This is a genomic window from Gilliamella sp. wkB18, assembly GCF_001690875.1.
GTDB lineage: Bacteria > Pseudomonadota > Gammaproteobacteria > Enterobacterales > Orbaceae > Gilliamella > Gilliamella apicola_A.
In genome coordinates this window covers 25,716-41,080 of the sequence record NZ_LZHM01000045.1, presented here as the reverse complement: position 1 = coordinate 41,080, position 15,365 = coordinate 25,716, and the positions used below count along the sequence as shown (strand labels likewise).

Below are 15,365 nucleotides of genomic sequence, written 5' to 3'. Positions count from 1 at the left end.
TATTACCCCATTAACCTGATATAAAGCATTACTTCGTTCAAACAAACAAAAACGATACAAACAAAACAGGTTCGAAGAAATGATTTATAGTAAAGAGTTGATCTGATTTTTCTTGATATCTTCAAAATAAATACAGTGGCAACCCCATAAATGATCAGGCGCATTAAAAGAAAGTACAAGTATCCATCTGATAAAAATTCATTCATAGAATGAATACGCTGCTCTGTTGACAAAAGGAATAACACACCAAGTGCAATCACCGTTATAATTGCAATGGTTGCCCTAAAAACAAAATATTTTTTACTTAGCTTTTTGGTTCCATCGCTTATTATTGTTTCTGTATTCATGATTTAGCTCTATATTTATTTGTTGGCATCAAAAGATTCATTACTATTTTGAGGTAAAACCACCCCTTTCTGACGCTCTAATTTACGATCATGAATAACAGATAATGTATTGCCTGAAATCGATTTTCGCATATCGTACTCTAATTTAATCTGACTAAGTTCCATATCAAGCTCTGCAATCTGAGCAAATATTTTCGCTTGAGCTTGCTCGTTTGCGGCAATATTCGGTTCTTTACGCCCAGCCAACAGAATACGTCTTGCCATAAGTGCTTCCTCAATGATTCGAGATAGCGCCATTTCGCTGGCCAATCGATTAGCAAGGATGCCTCTTTCGTTATCCTCTCTTAATGTCTCAATCACTCCACGAGTGACATTTAATGAACCATTATTTAACGATTCAAGTGAATTACCATTAATGGCAGCGCCATTGATGAGATCAACCAATTTCTCATAATAAAATTCGTAGTATTCTTGCGTTTTTGGATTTAAACCACGACCGGGTTTACCACTATTATTGCCACTGGCATTTCCAGATGTTACCATTTCTCGCTCACCAATAACATCAATGATCCATGTTTGTGCATCAGCTGGCCGTTGCCAAGTTTGATAAATTCCCCCTCTATCTTTGGCATTACTCACCGACGATGTGTCCGTAACGGTTCGATTAATTAATGAGTTATAACCAGCAAGTGCTACATCACTCGTGATTTTAATTGACTCTTGGTTATTGCCACCTTTTTTCTTTCCGCCTAACCAAGTTAAACCATATTTACCCCCCTCTTCTTCAAGTTGCTTATCAATACGAATCGCATCAACTTTACTATTAAGCATATTCGAAAAATTTTCAGCTTTCGCTGCCTGTACTAAACCGGCATCATCGGCATAATCAGCCATTTTGTTGGCCATCTGTTTACAGCTCATTTTGATATCTGAAAAATCAAGTTTTCCTTGCAAGACACCGTTGGTAAGTAGATCATACAGCTGTGGATTAGCTCGCTGAATGATTAATGCGGGTAAACTGGCCACTGCACCTTTGGCATTACTAATCACCTCATCCATCATGTTGTTAAACCCATCTGTAACGCCATTAAGTTGATTAGCAACCGTTGATTTAATGTCAAAGTTTCCGCACATTAAATTTGCACTTGCATTCCATTTAACCCCAAGCCCTATTGAGTTTGGTCTACTAAACATATAATTAGATGCAATCACTGAACCACCACCCACTTTATAGTAAAGTCCATCTGATATACCACCAGTTAAATAGGTTGAATCGGCATGGCTCGATGAACTAAGAACCAACAGAACTGCTGAGGCAATAGGTGATAATAGTGTTTTTCTACTCATTATTATTTTATTTTTCATGGTCATCCTCCATAATCGATACTATATAAAAATTTTTGCCCACGTCTCTTACAACACTTGTATGGGCGCCACAATGCAAACGCATAAGCACCATCAACACTAGGCGTATCATTAAGAATGGGGAAAATCCCACAATACATTTTTAAATTAGGTGCAAGTTGTTGCCATTTATGATTGCTTGAATTTTCTTTAACCGGATCAGGAGGCCAAAACCCATCACTTTTTGATTTGGTGTAATTTTGTGATATATGAAATGAATTGCTATTTGTTAATACATCAGCACCACGCTGAACAGCAACAGCGCCAGCTTTGTAATCGTCATTTTGAGTCACTGCACCGGCTCTTGGGTAAATATTACCCCACATATTTGCACCGTCTTGGTTACCGACTTCTCTCATCCCCGGCACAAGTGCTTCAGGATAAGAAGATTCAATTAACGCAAGTCGCCAAGCAATAAAATCAAGTTCACTCACAAAATAAGGGAACATTGGTGTCACGCCATTATTACAGTAGTACCCCATTCCAGATAGCATTTGAGAAAATAACGCTCCACCGGGATGTCCAATTGCCTGAACATCTTTAAATCGTACTTTGGTCCGATTATTTGCTTGCCGATTGTTGGTATCCCCCCCCCCCTGCACATTTGAACCAACTAATCCGCTGGCTAATGATGTTATAGAATTAATCTCTTTCCATGGATTTTTAAATGGTTCTGCGTATGTAGACACCACAACATCAGGAATATAATGTTTAACTTTTACGGAAGTTCTGACTTTGCACCCACCATACGTGCAAAAAAGCCAAAAACACGTTCCTACCGTCTTATATTCAATACAACTTGGAGAAAGAACTGATTGCGTTATTTGTAAAGTATTAATGCTTGTACTTGTATCGGCAAAACTTGGCATAACAGCCAACAGGATCAAGCTAATTTTTATTTTTTTAATCATTCACCCTCCTTATTATTAATAAAATCATTGATTGCTTGCATTACATCCGTTGCTCCATAACTCACATCTGTTCCATTAATAACAATTGCCGGATATTTTTCAATTCCAAACTCAAACGCGGTTGTAATCGTTTTTTGCGCTTCAACGATTTGTGTTTCATACTCTTTCCATTCAGGTGAATTTAATTTTTCTTGAGCAACTAAATAAGCTTCATCAATATCATTCGGTAACTCACCGAAGAAAGACTGTAAAAGAACTTCTACTTTATCCAGATCATAAATCTGACAATTGTCATTACAATTTTTCACTTGATTCGTTTGCTCATGATTGACAAAAACATCAATATGATAAATATCTGCACCAATGCCAATGCTTTGAAAACTTATGACTGACACAATCAATCCCAATAATCGTTTTTTCATGATTTAACTTCCTTTTAAAGCCATAAAATGATTAATTAACAAAGATGCATCTATCCAATCAACGATTTCAATACAAAGTCGCTTGCCTGTTTCAATTTCAGCTAATTGTGGCCATTTCACTTCTTTTAACGCTGTGTTGCATGACACTTCAATTAAACAATCTGATTTTTCGCCCTGTAAAGCAATTAGAGCATATTGTTTATAAGGAAATCCAAATGACTCATCTGTCGGAACCCGGCATAAGCGTAATCGCCTGGAAGCAATAAATCCCAATTTTTTAAACAGAGCAAAACAAAATTGTTCAAACTGATCTTGGTAGTGAACATTAATCTTGGATTTACTTAATGAAGTTGCATCAAACAAAAAGGTCTTATCATTCATTACATTCACTATTCACTTTCCTTATTTATCTAACCTAACACCTTAATACCACGAGCTTTATCCAGTTTTTCAGCTACTTTAATCGCAGCATCAAGCTCACTTATACCATGCTCTTTCATCAACTCCATTCGTTCAGCTTTTTCATCTTTTTCTGTCATTGCCAACGCCAAAAATAGACTTGGGGGAACAATTCGGAAAAGGCATTCCACATTTTTTGATAACACAACGCCTTCCGTGTACTGACGAGCAGCTTTACACGCAGAAGTGACCATTGAAATTTGTTCATCTGTTAATGCTTTAAAACGACGTATTTTTTCTGCTTCAGATGATTCTGTTACTAACATTTCCCACCATTCAATCATTGATAATAATTTTGAAGCTGCATCGGGAAAATCTTCCATATTTTGAGTAGCTAACCACAACCAGACGCCCAATTTTCGCCACATTTTCGACGCTTTTGTTAAGTATGCTGCTGTTAGTGGTTTTACTGTAATAATATGTGACTCATCGGTAATATTAACGATAGCTCTGCCGTGGTGCTGATATTGTTCGCCCATATTGTTGATATGATTAATAAGAGAAATATACGCAATTGATAATTGAGCTTCATAACCCTCCCTTGCAAAAGTTGCCAAATCGACATGAATGACATCAACATCTGGCCAAGGTGTACCTTGTTTATTAAATATTTCACCTTCAAATCCTTGAGTGAACATACTTAATGATTCACCCATTTCATATGCCTTTGCACGCCTAGCTTCAGGTAAATGAGCATCTTTGCTTAAGGTAAATAATGCCTCTTGAACATCACTGGGAACAGCTTGCCGTCTTTCATCATACGCAACTTGAGCAGCCATAACTATCGCGTGTCTAATCATTGCTCTATCTGAACGACGAAGTAATTCATCTTCCCGTTCTTCTCCTCCAGTAATCATTAAACGTATAGAAATTTCTATTTCACCGAGTACATCTCGTTGTGCATCATCTTCCTCATTTTGTTCCAGTGCTTCATTAACAATGTCATCGCTCAAATTGTTTTCATCAATTTCAAACTGAATATCTTTATTTTGTAAAATTAAATGAGAATCAGCTAAAGGATTAAGCACTACACCGCTTTCAGGCTTTAAACTTACTCGATGAACACTGACCCCAAACCGCTCCATAAAATCGACAAGAAGACCAAAAGAATTACCTGTTTCAACAATAATTGTTCGAGGACGGTACATAGCAACAAGCTGTGCTATTTCGATATTCAGAGTTGCTGATTTACCCGCCCCTGTTGGCCCTAAAATAAGTTTATGACCATTTTGTGCTTTATCGAGCATAGGATCGTAACTCAACGGCTCTCCACCTCGGTTGAAAAATGTCACACCAGAATGACCTGTTCCACTACTTCGACCCAAAACAGGTAATAAATTGGCTAAATGCTTGCACCAATTAAATTTAACATACAGTCGTTTTATGTCATTTTGAGGGTTATAATTCATAGGTAACCATCTTAAAAATGACGATGCGGGAGCAACTTCATTAGCTTCAGCTACAGTAACAAGCCCATTATTATTAAGTACTGAACTCAGCCCCTGTATTTTACGTTTCAATCCACTGATACTTGAATCTTTCACATAAAATGCAATAGAGCTGTAATACATTTTTTCTCGTTGCCTGATATACTCCATTGCTTCGTCACAATCCTCCTTGACAGACAACGATTCAGCATTCTCACCGATGGCTTTACCTCGCACAAAATTGATATGTTCTTCTAACCTGTCCTGTGGATGAGTTACAATTGTTAAACTCATCATTGTTGATTCAGGCAATACATCAAAAAGTGCATTTATTCCGTCCGCTTTACTTGTCTCACCTGTAATATGACCAATTTGGGGTGGTGTTTTTAATCGATCCACCATAACAACCGCGTGAGGAATATTATCAAAATGCCAGTAGCCCTCTTTTATTTCAGGCTCGTTATAAAAAAGGTTCTCTGCAAAATCATTAATAATTGGAAGTTCATCAGCTTGATTTTGCTCTGCAATCTTTAACTGTTTCATGAACGCTCGCCTGCCTTGGACTGGTTGCGGATTAAATATCGGTGCCAGCCAACGTGTGACATCGTCTCGTCCAAGTCGCTTTACAACAATACCAGCCCCTTTCAAGGCAAATTCTATATTGTTACATACAATATCAAGCTGTTCTTGCTCCGTTAGATCATCAAATCGTTCTTTAGCATCAATATAACGATAGATCACCATACGAGTTCGCCTTATTTGCCCTCGCCACGGCGTTTTGGTAACCGTATTATCAAAAAATAAGCCATTTTCTTTCGTGATCCCATGAAGATGTTCTTCCATAATATCAAGCCATTTTTCGGTAAACTCTGTACCCTTAGCATGTGACCTTGGATACTGCCTTAATTGCGTGATATAATCTTCTAAATTATCTTCATCTTGGCAGAAATATTGCTGAACCCAAGGGTTGTTATCTCTTTCATCAAATGAATCCTGAATACTATTCGTGACGATGTCACTGATAGAGCGCAATTTTGACATCGGTTTAGCTTCAGTACCATAGGGTATAATTTCAAATACTGCACCAACGGAACGACCATCTTCAAGTAAAATAGAGCGTTGCTCATCATCAAATTCAAGCCAAGGCAAATAATCAATAATCGACTTTTGTCCATTTTTGTCATAAAGAAAGTTGTTTTTATCACGCTTAGTTAAATTACCTTGACGTTTTAGTCTTTGTTTTTTTTCACTCACTACACTTTCGTCATGAGTTACATGATCAGAATGCTCTGTTTGTGAGTTCTTTTTCTTGCCCCAAAATACCATTAATAGCGCTCCACTCTTTCACCCGGCATCGCATATTGTACTTCACCATAAAAACAAAATACGGTTGAATAACCTGGTACAGGTAATTTTCCATCACCAGTTAAGTGTGGGTAGATATACATCACTAGATCAGGATTAGGTAAACGCTGAAAAAGATTATTAATTTCTTTTTCAGCTGTTCTTGTATGTGTAATAATTTCAAGGCTTTGCGTTGTATCATCTGTTTCTCGTCTAAGCTCAAAACGATTGCCAGCTTTTTTATTGTAAATATCGTTCATCGTCTCACCGCTGTGTGGAAACATCTCATCTTTAGAGGTGCTACAACCAGATAACAAAGTGACCGCAGTGATTGTTAACAATACAGCTAGTTTATGTGTCTTTTTCATTAATCAAGTACTCCTAATTTTTTAGTGTTCACCTCATAATCCACAAGCCGACCATTGAATAAATAATCAATAGCAAGTTCCGTAGTAATATGAATGGCAATTTCTTGACCTGGCGGTACATAGACGGCATCAAATGTTTGGCCATAACGTTTATTAAACCAATCAATAGTTTGATTAATGCCACCGCTGAGTCCTTTACCTAAAACATATTGGCTGTTATTACCCGTCACGGCATTTGTGACATTCCCCCCATCAGTCACCACTGTGGTATTTTGCTGTGCCATTGCATCAGCAGCAGCGGCAGCGGTACCAAGACCAATAACGGATGCTAAATATTGTGCGGCGTTGGATTTAATTTCACCTGAAATACAAGGAATACCATATTCATCGGATAACCAACCAATATCTCCTTTAGCATTAGAGCTATTATTTTTTTGCTCTGGAATGGTCGTAATTCGTCCGTCATCAAAAACAAATGTAATAGAGTTAACCGTACCTCTAACGCAGGAAAGAACATAATCTCCAGATGCGGTACCTGAAACGATAGCGCCCTCGACATGAGGTAACTCAATGCCATTCGCAATTAAATTATCCCGACCAATTACGGCTTTAAAGGGATAAGGATCGGAAACAACACCATCGATAGGAATTCTCCCAAGCAATGCCGTCATAGAAACCGAGCCGGTTAATGTTGAATTAACCGGTAATGTATAAACAGGTTCACGATCTTTTCCATTTTTTTCGTAGATAGGTTGATTAATATTATCTTTATGCTCTTTTAGCTTAGAATGAATGGGATCATTGCCATTAAAACTGGTTGGAAACTGAAATCCTGCGTTATTTTTATTTTTGCTATAAATCACGATTTGATCTGACGGTGCTACCCATAGAACTTCATCAATAGCGGCATCCGCCATATTACCTTGATGAGATGATACTTTACCTTTACCAATAGGCATCGAAGCTGAATTATTAACAGAACTGTTATCACTGCTTGATGTAGGTAGTTTTGATGCCAACTTATTAAGTTGGTCTGATAGTACTGCAACTTGTTGTTCTAATGCTGACGGTTCGTTAGAGTTTGTACCATTAGCATTTTTATTTACTGGATTAATCTTATGCTGTCCAACACCTTTTTTCAATTGCTCATTTTCGGATTTCAATTTCTTTATTTCATCTTTTATATCAGTTTGTTCTTTTCTTACTGCTTTAACTAATGTAATTAACGTTTGTACAGTATCCTTCTCTGTATCACCGGCTATCCCTAAAACGGCTAGGTCGTCATCACTCAGATCAGCAATTTCAACAATCTCATCACGACCTGACGACGATTCTTGCTTTTTACCTTTGTTTGCAATAATAACCACAATAATCCCGATTACAATCACACCGCCGACAATTAATGGTAGTAATTTGTTACCTTTGATCTTGGCCATATTACTCCCCCTTCCCTTCTTTTTTGCTTGTTTTCATATCAGCTTTAACTGAAGGGATAACAGGTTCAGGTAAAAACGCATTAAGTGCTTTACCTTCAGTAACAATATAGAGCATAGTTGTATCTGTTGATTGCCCTTTAGGTCCTAATGTGTTGTGCTGAAATGTTGCTGAGTAAAACTGCCCTTGCAATAGCCGTGGATCAAGGTTGATATAATTCTCACTCTGGTTTACTAATTTAACCGCAACGACGTCATAATTTTTTAAACGCCAAATCGATTGAGGCATAGCTATCACAGGTAATTGCGGAACTAACCTTGTTAACATTTGTGGTAAAGACATTGAAATCTGTTTGATACCTGGTACTTTTTCGATAGCCCTCATTGGTGCATAATAATTTTGTGCGGCATAGCGCGTAAGCAAAACAGGAACAGGTAATGTTTGTTTATTCACTGTGGAAGGATCTTCCCCTGTTATCTGACCGGTAACAATCTTAATTGTTTCCAGTTTTTTCTTTGACGGACTATTTCCCGTTAGATCAACTAAAATAATCTCACCAGTTTCTAAATCCTTTAACATTAACCTTGTTTCAGGGAATGGCGCCTTGCTTTTTAGATACAAAACACCACCTAAACTCTGTACTCGGAGTTTGTCTTGCAATGAAGTCGGCAATCCAACTGATATGTTTTTCTCTAAAATCACCATACGTTCATCGTCCTGGTTAATTCTTATCTTAATCGGTGTTTTATCCCAATTAACTAATTCAATTGCGCCGGCGCTAAGCGATAACATCAAAATAGGCATAGCCACTAGCCATTTTGTTAACTTTATGATTGCCTTATTCATCATTAGCTCCCATAGTTGAGGTGAGTTTAAGTGGTTGACTTGCATAGCAATTAAGCTTTAAACCCCAGGGATTTTCTTCTGGATTTGTATCACTCTTAACAACACTAAGTGGATAACGAACTATTGCTCGTTTAACCGCTTCCCCTTTGTAATATTCATCAATGTATAAATCGAATGTCACAATCCATGCTTTATCTGATAAAATTTTTACTCGAGGCTCAAGTTGATTTGTTTCGTAATTTTTAATTCCTGAATTAATGCCCCTGCCATCTATTTCAGCAATGTTTCGAGCCCGTTCTCTTAGTTCACCACCCTGCCTTCTTTCCTCATATTCATTCAATAACTGTGATTTACATTGAGGTGTCAAAAACGGAGTAAGCGTATTGATGTTACGTTTATAATCAACTTCACCATTCGTTGGCCAATTATTTAGTTGCTGAAAGATATAAAATGCAAAGCTGTAAATATTACTTGGATCAATATCTGACCAAAGTCTTGTGCTACCCGTTCTGGTATCAGGGGGAATATGAATGGTTAAATCTTTTGGCGCTGACTTCCACCCCCAGGCCATTGCTAAAATAATCACAAGCAATACAACAATGACAAATCGAAGCGACTGAATGTGTTTATCTCTCCCGGTGAGTGCATATAAATATTTACTCATTTACGTTTTACCTTTTCTTTTCGTCTAACAATGAATGGCTGATCATTAAAAATGAGCTTATTTCCATTAAACCCTCGTTTAGCAAAAAATAAGTCAACATATCTTGCAAACCAGGCATCCGGTTTACCTCGTTTTAGTTTAGCCACTTTATTACCGCCAAAATACAGAGTGGGTAACGGCATAAAAACTATTGCTGACACAATAAGCACCCATTTCCCAAATATAACAAACAAGATAAGTCCAACGCCAAGCCCAATAACAGTACCAAGTCCGGCCATCATTGCTAACTCATTAATTGTCATCCCTTTATACACAACCGGAATTCGATTTAGTCTATCGGGCAACATCTTAATATTGTCATCTGTATCGTTATCACTCATCTTATTCACCTTTAGTTAATCGATTAACTTGATAATGTATCTGCCGCTAATGTTGCAAACCAAATACAAGCAACCACTAATACAACACCAATCACAACTAACGTACCAAATTTTGCCCACGAACCTTTCCCTTCCCCGATATTGTTGTATTCAACTAAAATATTTTTAGCAGCAACAAAGAGACAGGCAGCAACAACAACCAATCCACCGACCACAAAACCATCGTAGATATATGCCTGCATATTAGCCATAATCCCATTTTGTTTACCTTGTGATGGATCTTCAATTTTAGGCATTTTTGCAAAAACCTCACCACCAAAGAAAACTAATGACATTAACGTCCCTTTTACTGTGTTTTTTATTTGAAATAATTTACTTACAGTTTTGATTTTGAACATGACCTTTTTTCTCCTAAAAAAGAAATATGAAATATTATTGGAAATAAAAAAAAGAACTCAGCACTAGAACAATCAAGACAGCTCTAATAATTATGGAAGGTGCATCCACCATTCTTATGCTGTCATCCCCTAATCCTTTTAAAACGCATAAAATGATGTAGGCAACTAGCAAAATAACGGCACCAATACAGATAGCACCAAAGAGATTAAACGAATCATCCATTGAGAATGTTGCGCCAGCTAAATATGCATCATGGGTTTTTTGTGCAATATTACTCATAACTAATATCGTCGCTGTATTCACCTTTAATCACAGGAAAATCAAGTGAACGAGGTTGAGATCTTGTTGGAGATAGGTAACTTTCGATACCCTTTATGATTTGATTAATATCGTTTTGTGCTGTTTGATAATTAAAATGATAGCGTTCTGTTTGTTCGGTTCCTGATACAATCTCACTTTTCAACAGGGATTGCTTAACTTGCGTCAATTGCTTTAACACTAACGCAAGCTCATCTTTCTCCGTTGCCACGCTCAAATTGGAGCCTAGTAACAAAGATAAGCCAACCATCAAAAGAATCAGTTTAGAATGCGATTGACGCATATATTTTCTCCAGTTTTTGAACCGGATTCCTACTATAGGGATTAAATTTAAAAAAACATCAATCAAATCTGTTTACAATTTTTCAAAAAAATTTCAGTACCCAAAAATCATTACAGATATTTCTTAAACGAACCGAAGGTAATGCTTACACTTAATCCAAATAAAAATGCCATTGGAATAAATACAATATTAGGATGAATGGAAAAGGGAATTGACAAATAGAATCGCCATGACAGGATCAATAAGGGTTTTATCCATGCTTTAGAATGATAATATAGAAAACTTGATTCACGACCTGCTCCAAATCGCCGAATGTCTCGCCGAACCAGACCGTCTACACAACCAACAATAGCAGCAAGAATAAAAATCGGTATTGAAAGAGTCAAAATAACTAAGCGAACCAAAAAAACCAATATAATATTAATAATGGCTTTTACATAAACGCCAACCGAATTAATATATTTATAAACAGTCGAGCTTTCATCGTTCACAGTTCCATCTACTATTTCAATCAATCCCGTTTTAACAGCAATGAATTGATATGTATTGGTAATAATATTTTCAGCAAAAACTACAGGCTCAGACAAAATAAAGCTATTGACAAAGTCTTGTTCAAGATAACTAAACTCAACATTGAGCATTTCTTCGCTATGACTATCACCGAGTTCAGTCCAAAAAAACGTTATGCCAATACATTCAATAACAATGCTTATAAGAAGTGAAAAAAAAAGTGTAGAAAGTATAGATGAAATAAATCCCTTTTTTTTGGGCTTATTTGAATTTGAATCAGATTCAGCATTGGCCATTATTCATATTTCTCCTCTTGTAAAGTATTTAAAAAGGCTTTTTCATCATCATCAATGTCCAATTCTAGATGAAGAGGTAATTCATTTTCCTCAGGACAATTAATATCTGAATCATTATCTATTTCAGGCTTTTCCCATACTGAATTTGAATTTACCCACCATTGTTCACCTGTTGAATAACTTTTTGCCATTTCTTTAGAAAGTGTATTGATTGAATCAGGCATCATGATATCTTTCTCTTGGGACGGAAGTGGCATACGAACTTTATATAAAACCCCTCCATTCGTTAATACAAACGCTTGTCCTCTAGGCAGTTGTATTAGTTCCGAAGGCTCTAATAATGGCATTGACTCAGTACTAATTCTGTCTTGAGTGCTCGAAGTGAAATCCGTTTTTGTATCTGGACTCGGTGTATCGCTTGCACCTGATACTACCGTATTTTTGTATATATCAACTTTAGGAAGTTGTGATGTAATAAGTTCTGCTGTTTTGGTTTCACGAACACGTAACATAATTATATTATTAAAATTCCCCTGTACTTGCCCTGCTTTTGCGGCACTCCCCACTTTGACTTCAATATCTGAAATGGTTTGTGTGTATGCAGTAACATTTATTCCTGCCCCTCGTGCTTTGTTCACAAGTGGAATAAACTCATCTCCCATGATTTCATTTACTTCATCAGTATGCAAACACACATTAATCTTAGATCTATTTTCTCCTGGTAACCCATCATCAACACCATATTTATAAATATACCCAGCTATTGATACCAGATCTGCTAGCATTGAGTTTCCAACGGCAGCACCAACTACAGCATCGGACAAAGCATCAAGCCCAATATAAACAATACCCTTTTTTCGAATGACTTGTTCCCAATCGAAAATTGGCCTTTCATCATTGATATCCAAATAATCGGGTGCTAATAATTGTGCTGTTTTTCCTGTTGTTAACTTCTCTAAAAATGGCATTAATGAGGCAACAATTTTATCAAAATACGTTTTATCGTATTGAATAGCTGAACGTAAACCTTCTAGAACATCATCACGAATTTTTTTAGCAGCAATATAATCATAAAGAGCAACGACAAGCTTGTCTCTTCCACGCATTGCTAATGAAACATTTTTGTCATTAACTTTTGTTGCCATTTCGCTAATAGTGATCCAAGCTTTTGGATCGTGCTTATCAAAATAGTGCTGAGCATATTCTAAAAATAAGGTATCCATATTGTTTGTATAACGATTAATTTGAATGTAATCTGGACGACGGCCCAGTTCAATTAATGCTTTGGTAACGATATTAACAAATCGCCACGCGAACTCTTTAAATGCTGCGGAATTGCCTTCTCCAGCAAGAGGAGCTGAAACACGCTGAGCAACTTCAGTAATTCGACTAAAACGACCAATAGCATTATATCTAGCTGAAATTTCAGGGTAACCCAAATGAAATATGTAAAATTCGTCTTGTCTACCATTACGTTTAGCTTCTGCATACATTCTTTTTAATAAATCTGCATCTCCTTTGGGATCAATGACGATAACTGGATCGCCTCTTGCTATGTCTTGTGTAACCAGAACTTCTAATAATCTTGTTTTTCCGACACCTGTAGTTCCCAATACTAACGTATGACCGCCCCTATCCACAAATGGCATCATAATATCGACCTCATTAATTTCGACACCATGTAAAAATGGGTTTCCACCGACTGGAGGTAATGGTTTCAGCGGATTAAACCAACGATTTGCACTGGTACACTTTGCTATAATGCTTTTTTCATGTTTTTGTTCCCATTGCCTAGCAGCTCTATATATGGCTGATGGTTGAACAAAACGCTTATATTCCTCTCGACGGCACAAGATAATTCGTTGTAAATGTTTTTGTTCCCATTTAAACCCTTTCCCTAGAAAAAGAAATTTTTGGCTAACAGGAATTTGTTCACTAGTCAGAGAATAGAATGGTAAACGTTTTATATTTCTTTTATAACGAATAATGGTAATACCTTGTTTGGCTCTGTAAATGCCAAACAATAAAAAAGCACCTGCAACACCAATATTAACAGAAGATGAAAGTGCTACCGCCCACGGTGCAACTAGACAGATCGCCCCACAAGTTATGGAAGTGATACTACTGTACATCTCAGATGCTGGTCTAAATATAGCTTCAATGCCATGTTCGTTACTCATAACTTAACTCCATGCATCATTAATAATATTTTTAGCTATACAAAAAACGTCAGATACCTTCATTGTTCAACCCCTGTTGCCGTAACTAGGGCAGGATAATGGTGAATAGAAAATCTATCGGCTAAATCATTGCCAGGCATAGCGTATAGAGGAATATGTGTTAAGGATTTTAAGGTATTAAGCTGATTGATATCATCAATATTGACAGCAACACCAACTAAACTCGGCATAGCTTCTAAATCATCATATCGAGCTTTTAACCACTCGATTGAAAGCTCATCATAGCCAATAATAATAAACGGTTGTAATGTTGGATAATCAATTTGATAGGATTCGAATCTGGCAGGTGAAAGACGATCACTATGAACCGGTAAATATGTACCCTCGTCAATTCTCATATTCTCTGGAGCTAAAAATTGTTGTTTTTGCTCGCTATATTCATCTTGAGGATCTAACATATCATAATACCCTCCCATTGAATTGCCACCATAATCACTAACAACATTTAACTCAGCATTTGTCGTACATATTGTGCTCATTGAAATAACAAAAACAGATAAGGTTAGTATTCGGTTTAATAATTTCATAGTTAATCACCTAATTCAATTTGTCGCCATTTACCGTCATTTTGTTCTTGCACTAATATTGGTGAAATGCCCTTACCTATTTGTTCCCACTGCCCCTTGTTATGATTAAGCGTAATGGAACCTGTTTGTACTCGTTCAATTGGGACATAATTAATATTCGCCCATTTTTGAATAAGTGCATTATCATCAGCAGTATTTAGCAAATAAATATCCATTTCTTTCCCTGTTTTTAAGGCTTTATTTAATAAATTAGCCCCTCTAACACTGTCATTAACATCAAGGAATAGAACCATTCGCTCACCTTCGTAATTAAGTGGAGCAACAAAATTGGGATTATCATCAAGTTCAACAGGTAAAACATCAGGATAGAGACGTTTAAACATTTGGTTATAAGTACGCTGAAATTCGAGCTCTTTCGTAGTGCGTTCAAATTCTTTTTTAGCCAAAAGCATTGCATAACGCTCTCGCTCTTCTTGTGTCTCTGCTTCAACACCCAACGTTGTTAAAGGATCTAGATTGGGGGACCAGTACCCTCGCCCACCTTTTTCGTTGATTGCTTCAAATTTATGCCACTCTTCAACAGTAAGGCCCCAAAAACTGGCTTTTTCTTTGATTGTTTCTTCTTTTTGGAGAGAAATATCTGTATTTTGGTTTTTTGTATCTTGTTCAGTGAGTTTTTCATCAGTCAATGGCATATTCTTAGCCATAACCTGAGATTGATAAAGCGGAATCAATACCAATAAAATTGTGAGCGTTTTGAATAATTTTAATGTCATTTTCGTTTCC

The 15,365-nt window shown here is 36.8% G+C and carries 18 protein-coding genes; all 18 read right to left on the bottom strand.

From position 1 onward, the window contains the following. Nucleotides 1-2 precede the first annotated feature (2 nt). The 18 genes from A9G48_RS11365 to A9G48_RS04760 all read right to left on the bottom strand — a co-directional run bounded on the left by A9G48_RS11365 (nt 3) and on the right by A9G48_RS04760 (nt 15,355). Nucleotides 3-347 (bottom strand): hypothetical protein, encoded by a 345-nt coding sequence (locus A9G48_RS11365; protein WP_141672957.1) that lies wholly within the window; start codon nt 345-347, stop codon nt 3-5. A 15-nt stretch (nt 348-362) separates the two neighbouring features. After that, on the bottom strand, nt 363-1,712 hold the full coding sequence (locus A9G48_RS04840; RefSeq protein ID WP_176701992.1) for an integrating conjugative element protein: 1,350 nt from the start codon (nt 1,710-1,712) through the stop codon (nt 363-365). 2 nt (nt 1,713-1,714) lie between these two features. Continuing rightward, complete coding sequence (locus A9G48_RS04835; RefSeq protein WP_065575858.1) at nt 1,715-2,662, bottom strand: TIGR03756 family integrating conjugative element protein; 948 nt, start codon at nt 2,660-2,662, stop codon at nt 1,715-1,717. Next, nucleotides 2,659-3,084: a TIGR03757 family integrating conjugative element protein gene (locus A9G48_RS04830; RefSeq protein WP_065575857.1), complete on the bottom strand. Its 426-nt coding sequence runs from the start codon at nt 3,082-3,084 to the stop codon at nt 2,659-2,661. The genes A9G48_RS04835 and A9G48_RS04830 overlap by 4 nt, the downstream gene beginning before the upstream one ends. Nucleotides 3,085-3,087: 3 nt before the next feature. After that, nucleotides 3,088-3,474 carry a hypothetical protein gene (locus tag A9G48_RS04825; RefSeq protein WP_065575856.1) on the bottom strand — a complete coding sequence of 129 codons (387 nt, stop codon included), beginning with the start codon at nt 3,472-3,474 and terminating at the stop codon, nt 3,088-3,090. Between the two features lie 20 nt (nt 3,475-3,494). Further along, complete coding sequence (locus A9G48_RS04820; protein WP_081299241.1) at nt 3,495-6,296, bottom strand: conjugative transfer ATPase; 2,802 nt, start codon at nt 6,294-6,296, stop codon at nt 3,495-3,497. Continuing rightward, on the bottom strand, nt 6,296-6,682 hold the full coding sequence (locus A9G48_RS04815; protein ID WP_065575855.1) for a TIGR03751 family conjugal transfer lipoprotein: 387 nt from the start codon (nt 6,680-6,682) through the stop codon (nt 6,296-6,298). Before A9G48_RS04815 ends, A9G48_RS04820 begins: the two co-directional genes overlap by 1 nt. After that, nucleotides 6,682-8,118, bottom strand: coding sequence for a TIGR03752 family integrating conjugative element protein (locus A9G48_RS04810; protein WP_065575854.1), 1,437 nt, complete (start codon nt 8,116-8,118; stop codon nt 6,682-6,684). Before A9G48_RS04810 ends, A9G48_RS04815 begins: the two co-directional genes overlap by 1 nt. 1 nt (nt 8,119) lies before the next feature. Next, nucleotides 8,120-8,962: a TIGR03749 family integrating conjugative element protein gene (locus tag A9G48_RS04805; RefSeq protein WP_218057807.1), complete on the bottom strand. Its 843-nt coding sequence runs from the start codon at nt 8,960-8,962 to the stop codon at nt 8,120-8,122. Next, nucleotides 8,955-9,626, bottom strand: a complete 672-nt coding sequence (locus tag A9G48_RS04800; RefSeq protein ID WP_065575852.1) for a PFL_4703 family integrating conjugative element protein — start codon at nt 9,624-9,626, stop codon at nt 8,955-8,957. The genes A9G48_RS04805 and A9G48_RS04800 overlap by 8 nt, the downstream gene beginning before the upstream one ends. Beyond that, the gene (locus A9G48_RS04795; protein WP_065575851.1) at nt 9,623-10,006 is read right to left on the bottom strand and encodes a TIGR03750 family conjugal transfer protein; all 384 of its coding nucleotides are present in this window, start codon (nt 10,004-10,006) and stop codon (nt 9,623-9,625) included. The genes A9G48_RS04800 and A9G48_RS04795 overlap by 4 nt, the downstream gene beginning before the upstream one ends. A gap of 23 nt (nt 10,007-10,029) precedes the next feature. Continuing rightward, entirely contained in the window at nt 10,030-10,404 is a 375-nt protein-coding gene (locus A9G48_RS04790) for a TIGR03745 family integrating conjugative element membrane protein (RefSeq protein ID WP_081299239.1), read from the bottom strand. Between the two features lie 34 nt (nt 10,405-10,438). Beyond that, nucleotides 10,439-10,684 carry a DUF3262 family protein gene (locus A9G48_RS04785; protein ID WP_065575849.1) on the bottom strand — a complete coding sequence of 82 codons (246 nt, stop codon included), beginning with the start codon at nt 10,682-10,684 and terminating at the stop codon, nt 10,439-10,441. After that, a complete protein-coding gene (locus tag A9G48_RS04780; protein ID WP_065575848.1) occupies nt 10,677-11,006 on the bottom strand; it encodes an integrative conjugative element protein, RAQPRD family in 330 nt (109 codons plus the stop codon). The genes A9G48_RS04785 and A9G48_RS04780 overlap by 8 nt, the downstream gene beginning before the upstream one ends. Before the next feature lie 110 nt (nt 11,007-11,116). After that, nucleotides 11,117-11,812, bottom strand: a complete 696-nt coding sequence (locus A9G48_RS04775; protein WP_065575847.1) for a TIGR03747 family integrating conjugative element membrane protein — start codon at nt 11,810-11,812, stop codon at nt 11,117-11,119. Next, nucleotides 11,812-13,992 carry a type IV conjugative transfer system coupling protein TraD gene (gene traD, locus A9G48_RS04770; RefSeq protein WP_065575846.1) on the bottom strand — a complete coding sequence of 727 codons (2,181 nt, stop codon included), beginning with the start codon at nt 13,990-13,992 and terminating at the stop codon, nt 11,812-11,814. Before traD ends, A9G48_RS04775 begins: the two co-directional genes overlap by 1 nt. Before the next feature lie 59 nt (nt 13,993-14,051). Then, complete coding sequence (locus tag A9G48_RS04765) at nt 14,052-14,579, bottom strand: integrating conjugative element protein (protein ID WP_065575845.1); 528 nt, start codon at nt 14,577-14,579, stop codon at nt 14,052-14,054. Between the two features lie 2 nt (nt 14,580-14,581). After that, nucleotides 14,582-15,355 carry a TIGR03759 family integrating conjugative element protein gene (locus A9G48_RS04760; protein ID WP_065575844.1) on the bottom strand — a complete coding sequence of 258 codons (774 nt, stop codon included), beginning with the start codon at nt 15,353-15,355 and terminating at the stop codon, nt 14,582-14,584. Between the last annotated feature and the right edge of the window lie 10 nt (nt 15,356-15,365).

Coding starts and splice junctions, on each gene's coding strand:
- A9G48_RS11365 (WP_141672957.1), bottom strand. CDS start 347: ATGAATACAGAAACAATAATAAGCGATGGAACCAAAAAGCTAAGTAAA.
- A9G48_RS04840 (WP_176701992.1), bottom strand. CDS start 1,712: ATGAAAAATAAAATAATAATGAGTAGAAAAACACTATTATCACCTATT.
- A9G48_RS04835 (WP_065575858.1), bottom strand. CDS start 2,662: ATGATTAAAAAAATAAAAATTAGCTTGATCCTGTTGGCTGTTATGCCA.
- A9G48_RS04830 (WP_065575857.1), bottom strand. CDS start 3,084: ATGAAAAAACGATTATTGGGATTGATTGTGTCAGTCATAAGTTTTCAA.
- A9G48_RS04820 (WP_081299241.1), bottom strand. CDS start 6,296: ATGGTATTTTGGGGCAAGAAAAAGAACTCACAAACAGAGCATTCTGAT.
- A9G48_RS04815 (WP_065575855.1), bottom strand. CDS start 6,682: ATGAAAAAGACACATAAACTAGCTGTATTGTTAACAATCACTGCGGTC.
- A9G48_RS04810 (WP_065575854.1), bottom strand. CDS start 8,118: ATGGCCAAGATCAAAGGTAACAAATTACTACCATTAATTGTCGGCGGT.
- A9G48_RS04805 (WP_218057807.1), bottom strand. CDS start 8,962: ATGAATAAGGCAATCATAAAGTTAACAAAATGGCTAGTGGCTATGCCT.
- A9G48_RS04800 (WP_065575852.1), bottom strand. CDS start 9,626: ATGAGTAAATATTTATATGCACTCACCGGGAGAGATAAACACATTCAG.
- A9G48_RS04795 (WP_065575851.1), bottom strand. CDS start 10,006: ATGAGTGATAACGATACAGATGACAATATTAAGATGTTGCCCGATAGA.
- A9G48_RS04790 (WP_081299239.1), bottom strand. CDS start 10,404: ATGTTCAAAATCAAAACTGTAAGTAAATTATTTCAAATAAAAAACACA.
- A9G48_RS04785 (WP_065575849.1), bottom strand. CDS start 10,684: ATGAGTAATATTGCACAAAAAACCCATGATGCATATTTAGCTGGCGCA.
- A9G48_RS04780 (WP_065575848.1), bottom strand. CDS start 11,006: ATGCGTCAATCGCATTCTAAACTGATTCTTTTGATGGTTGGCTTATCT.
- A9G48_RS04775 (WP_065575847.1), bottom strand. CDS start 11,812: ATGGCCAATGCTGAATCTGATTCAAATTCAAATAAGCCCAAAAAAAAG.
- traD (WP_065575846.1), bottom strand. CDS start 13,992: ATGAGTAACGAACATGGCATTGAAGCTATATTTAGACCAGCATCTGAG.
- A9G48_RS04765 (WP_065575845.1), bottom strand. CDS start 14,579: ATGAAATTATTAAACCGAATACTAACCTTATCTGTTTTTGTTATTTCA.
- A9G48_RS04760 (WP_065575844.1), bottom strand. CDS start 15,355: ATGACATTAAAATTATTCAAAACGCTCACAATTTTATTGGTATTGATT.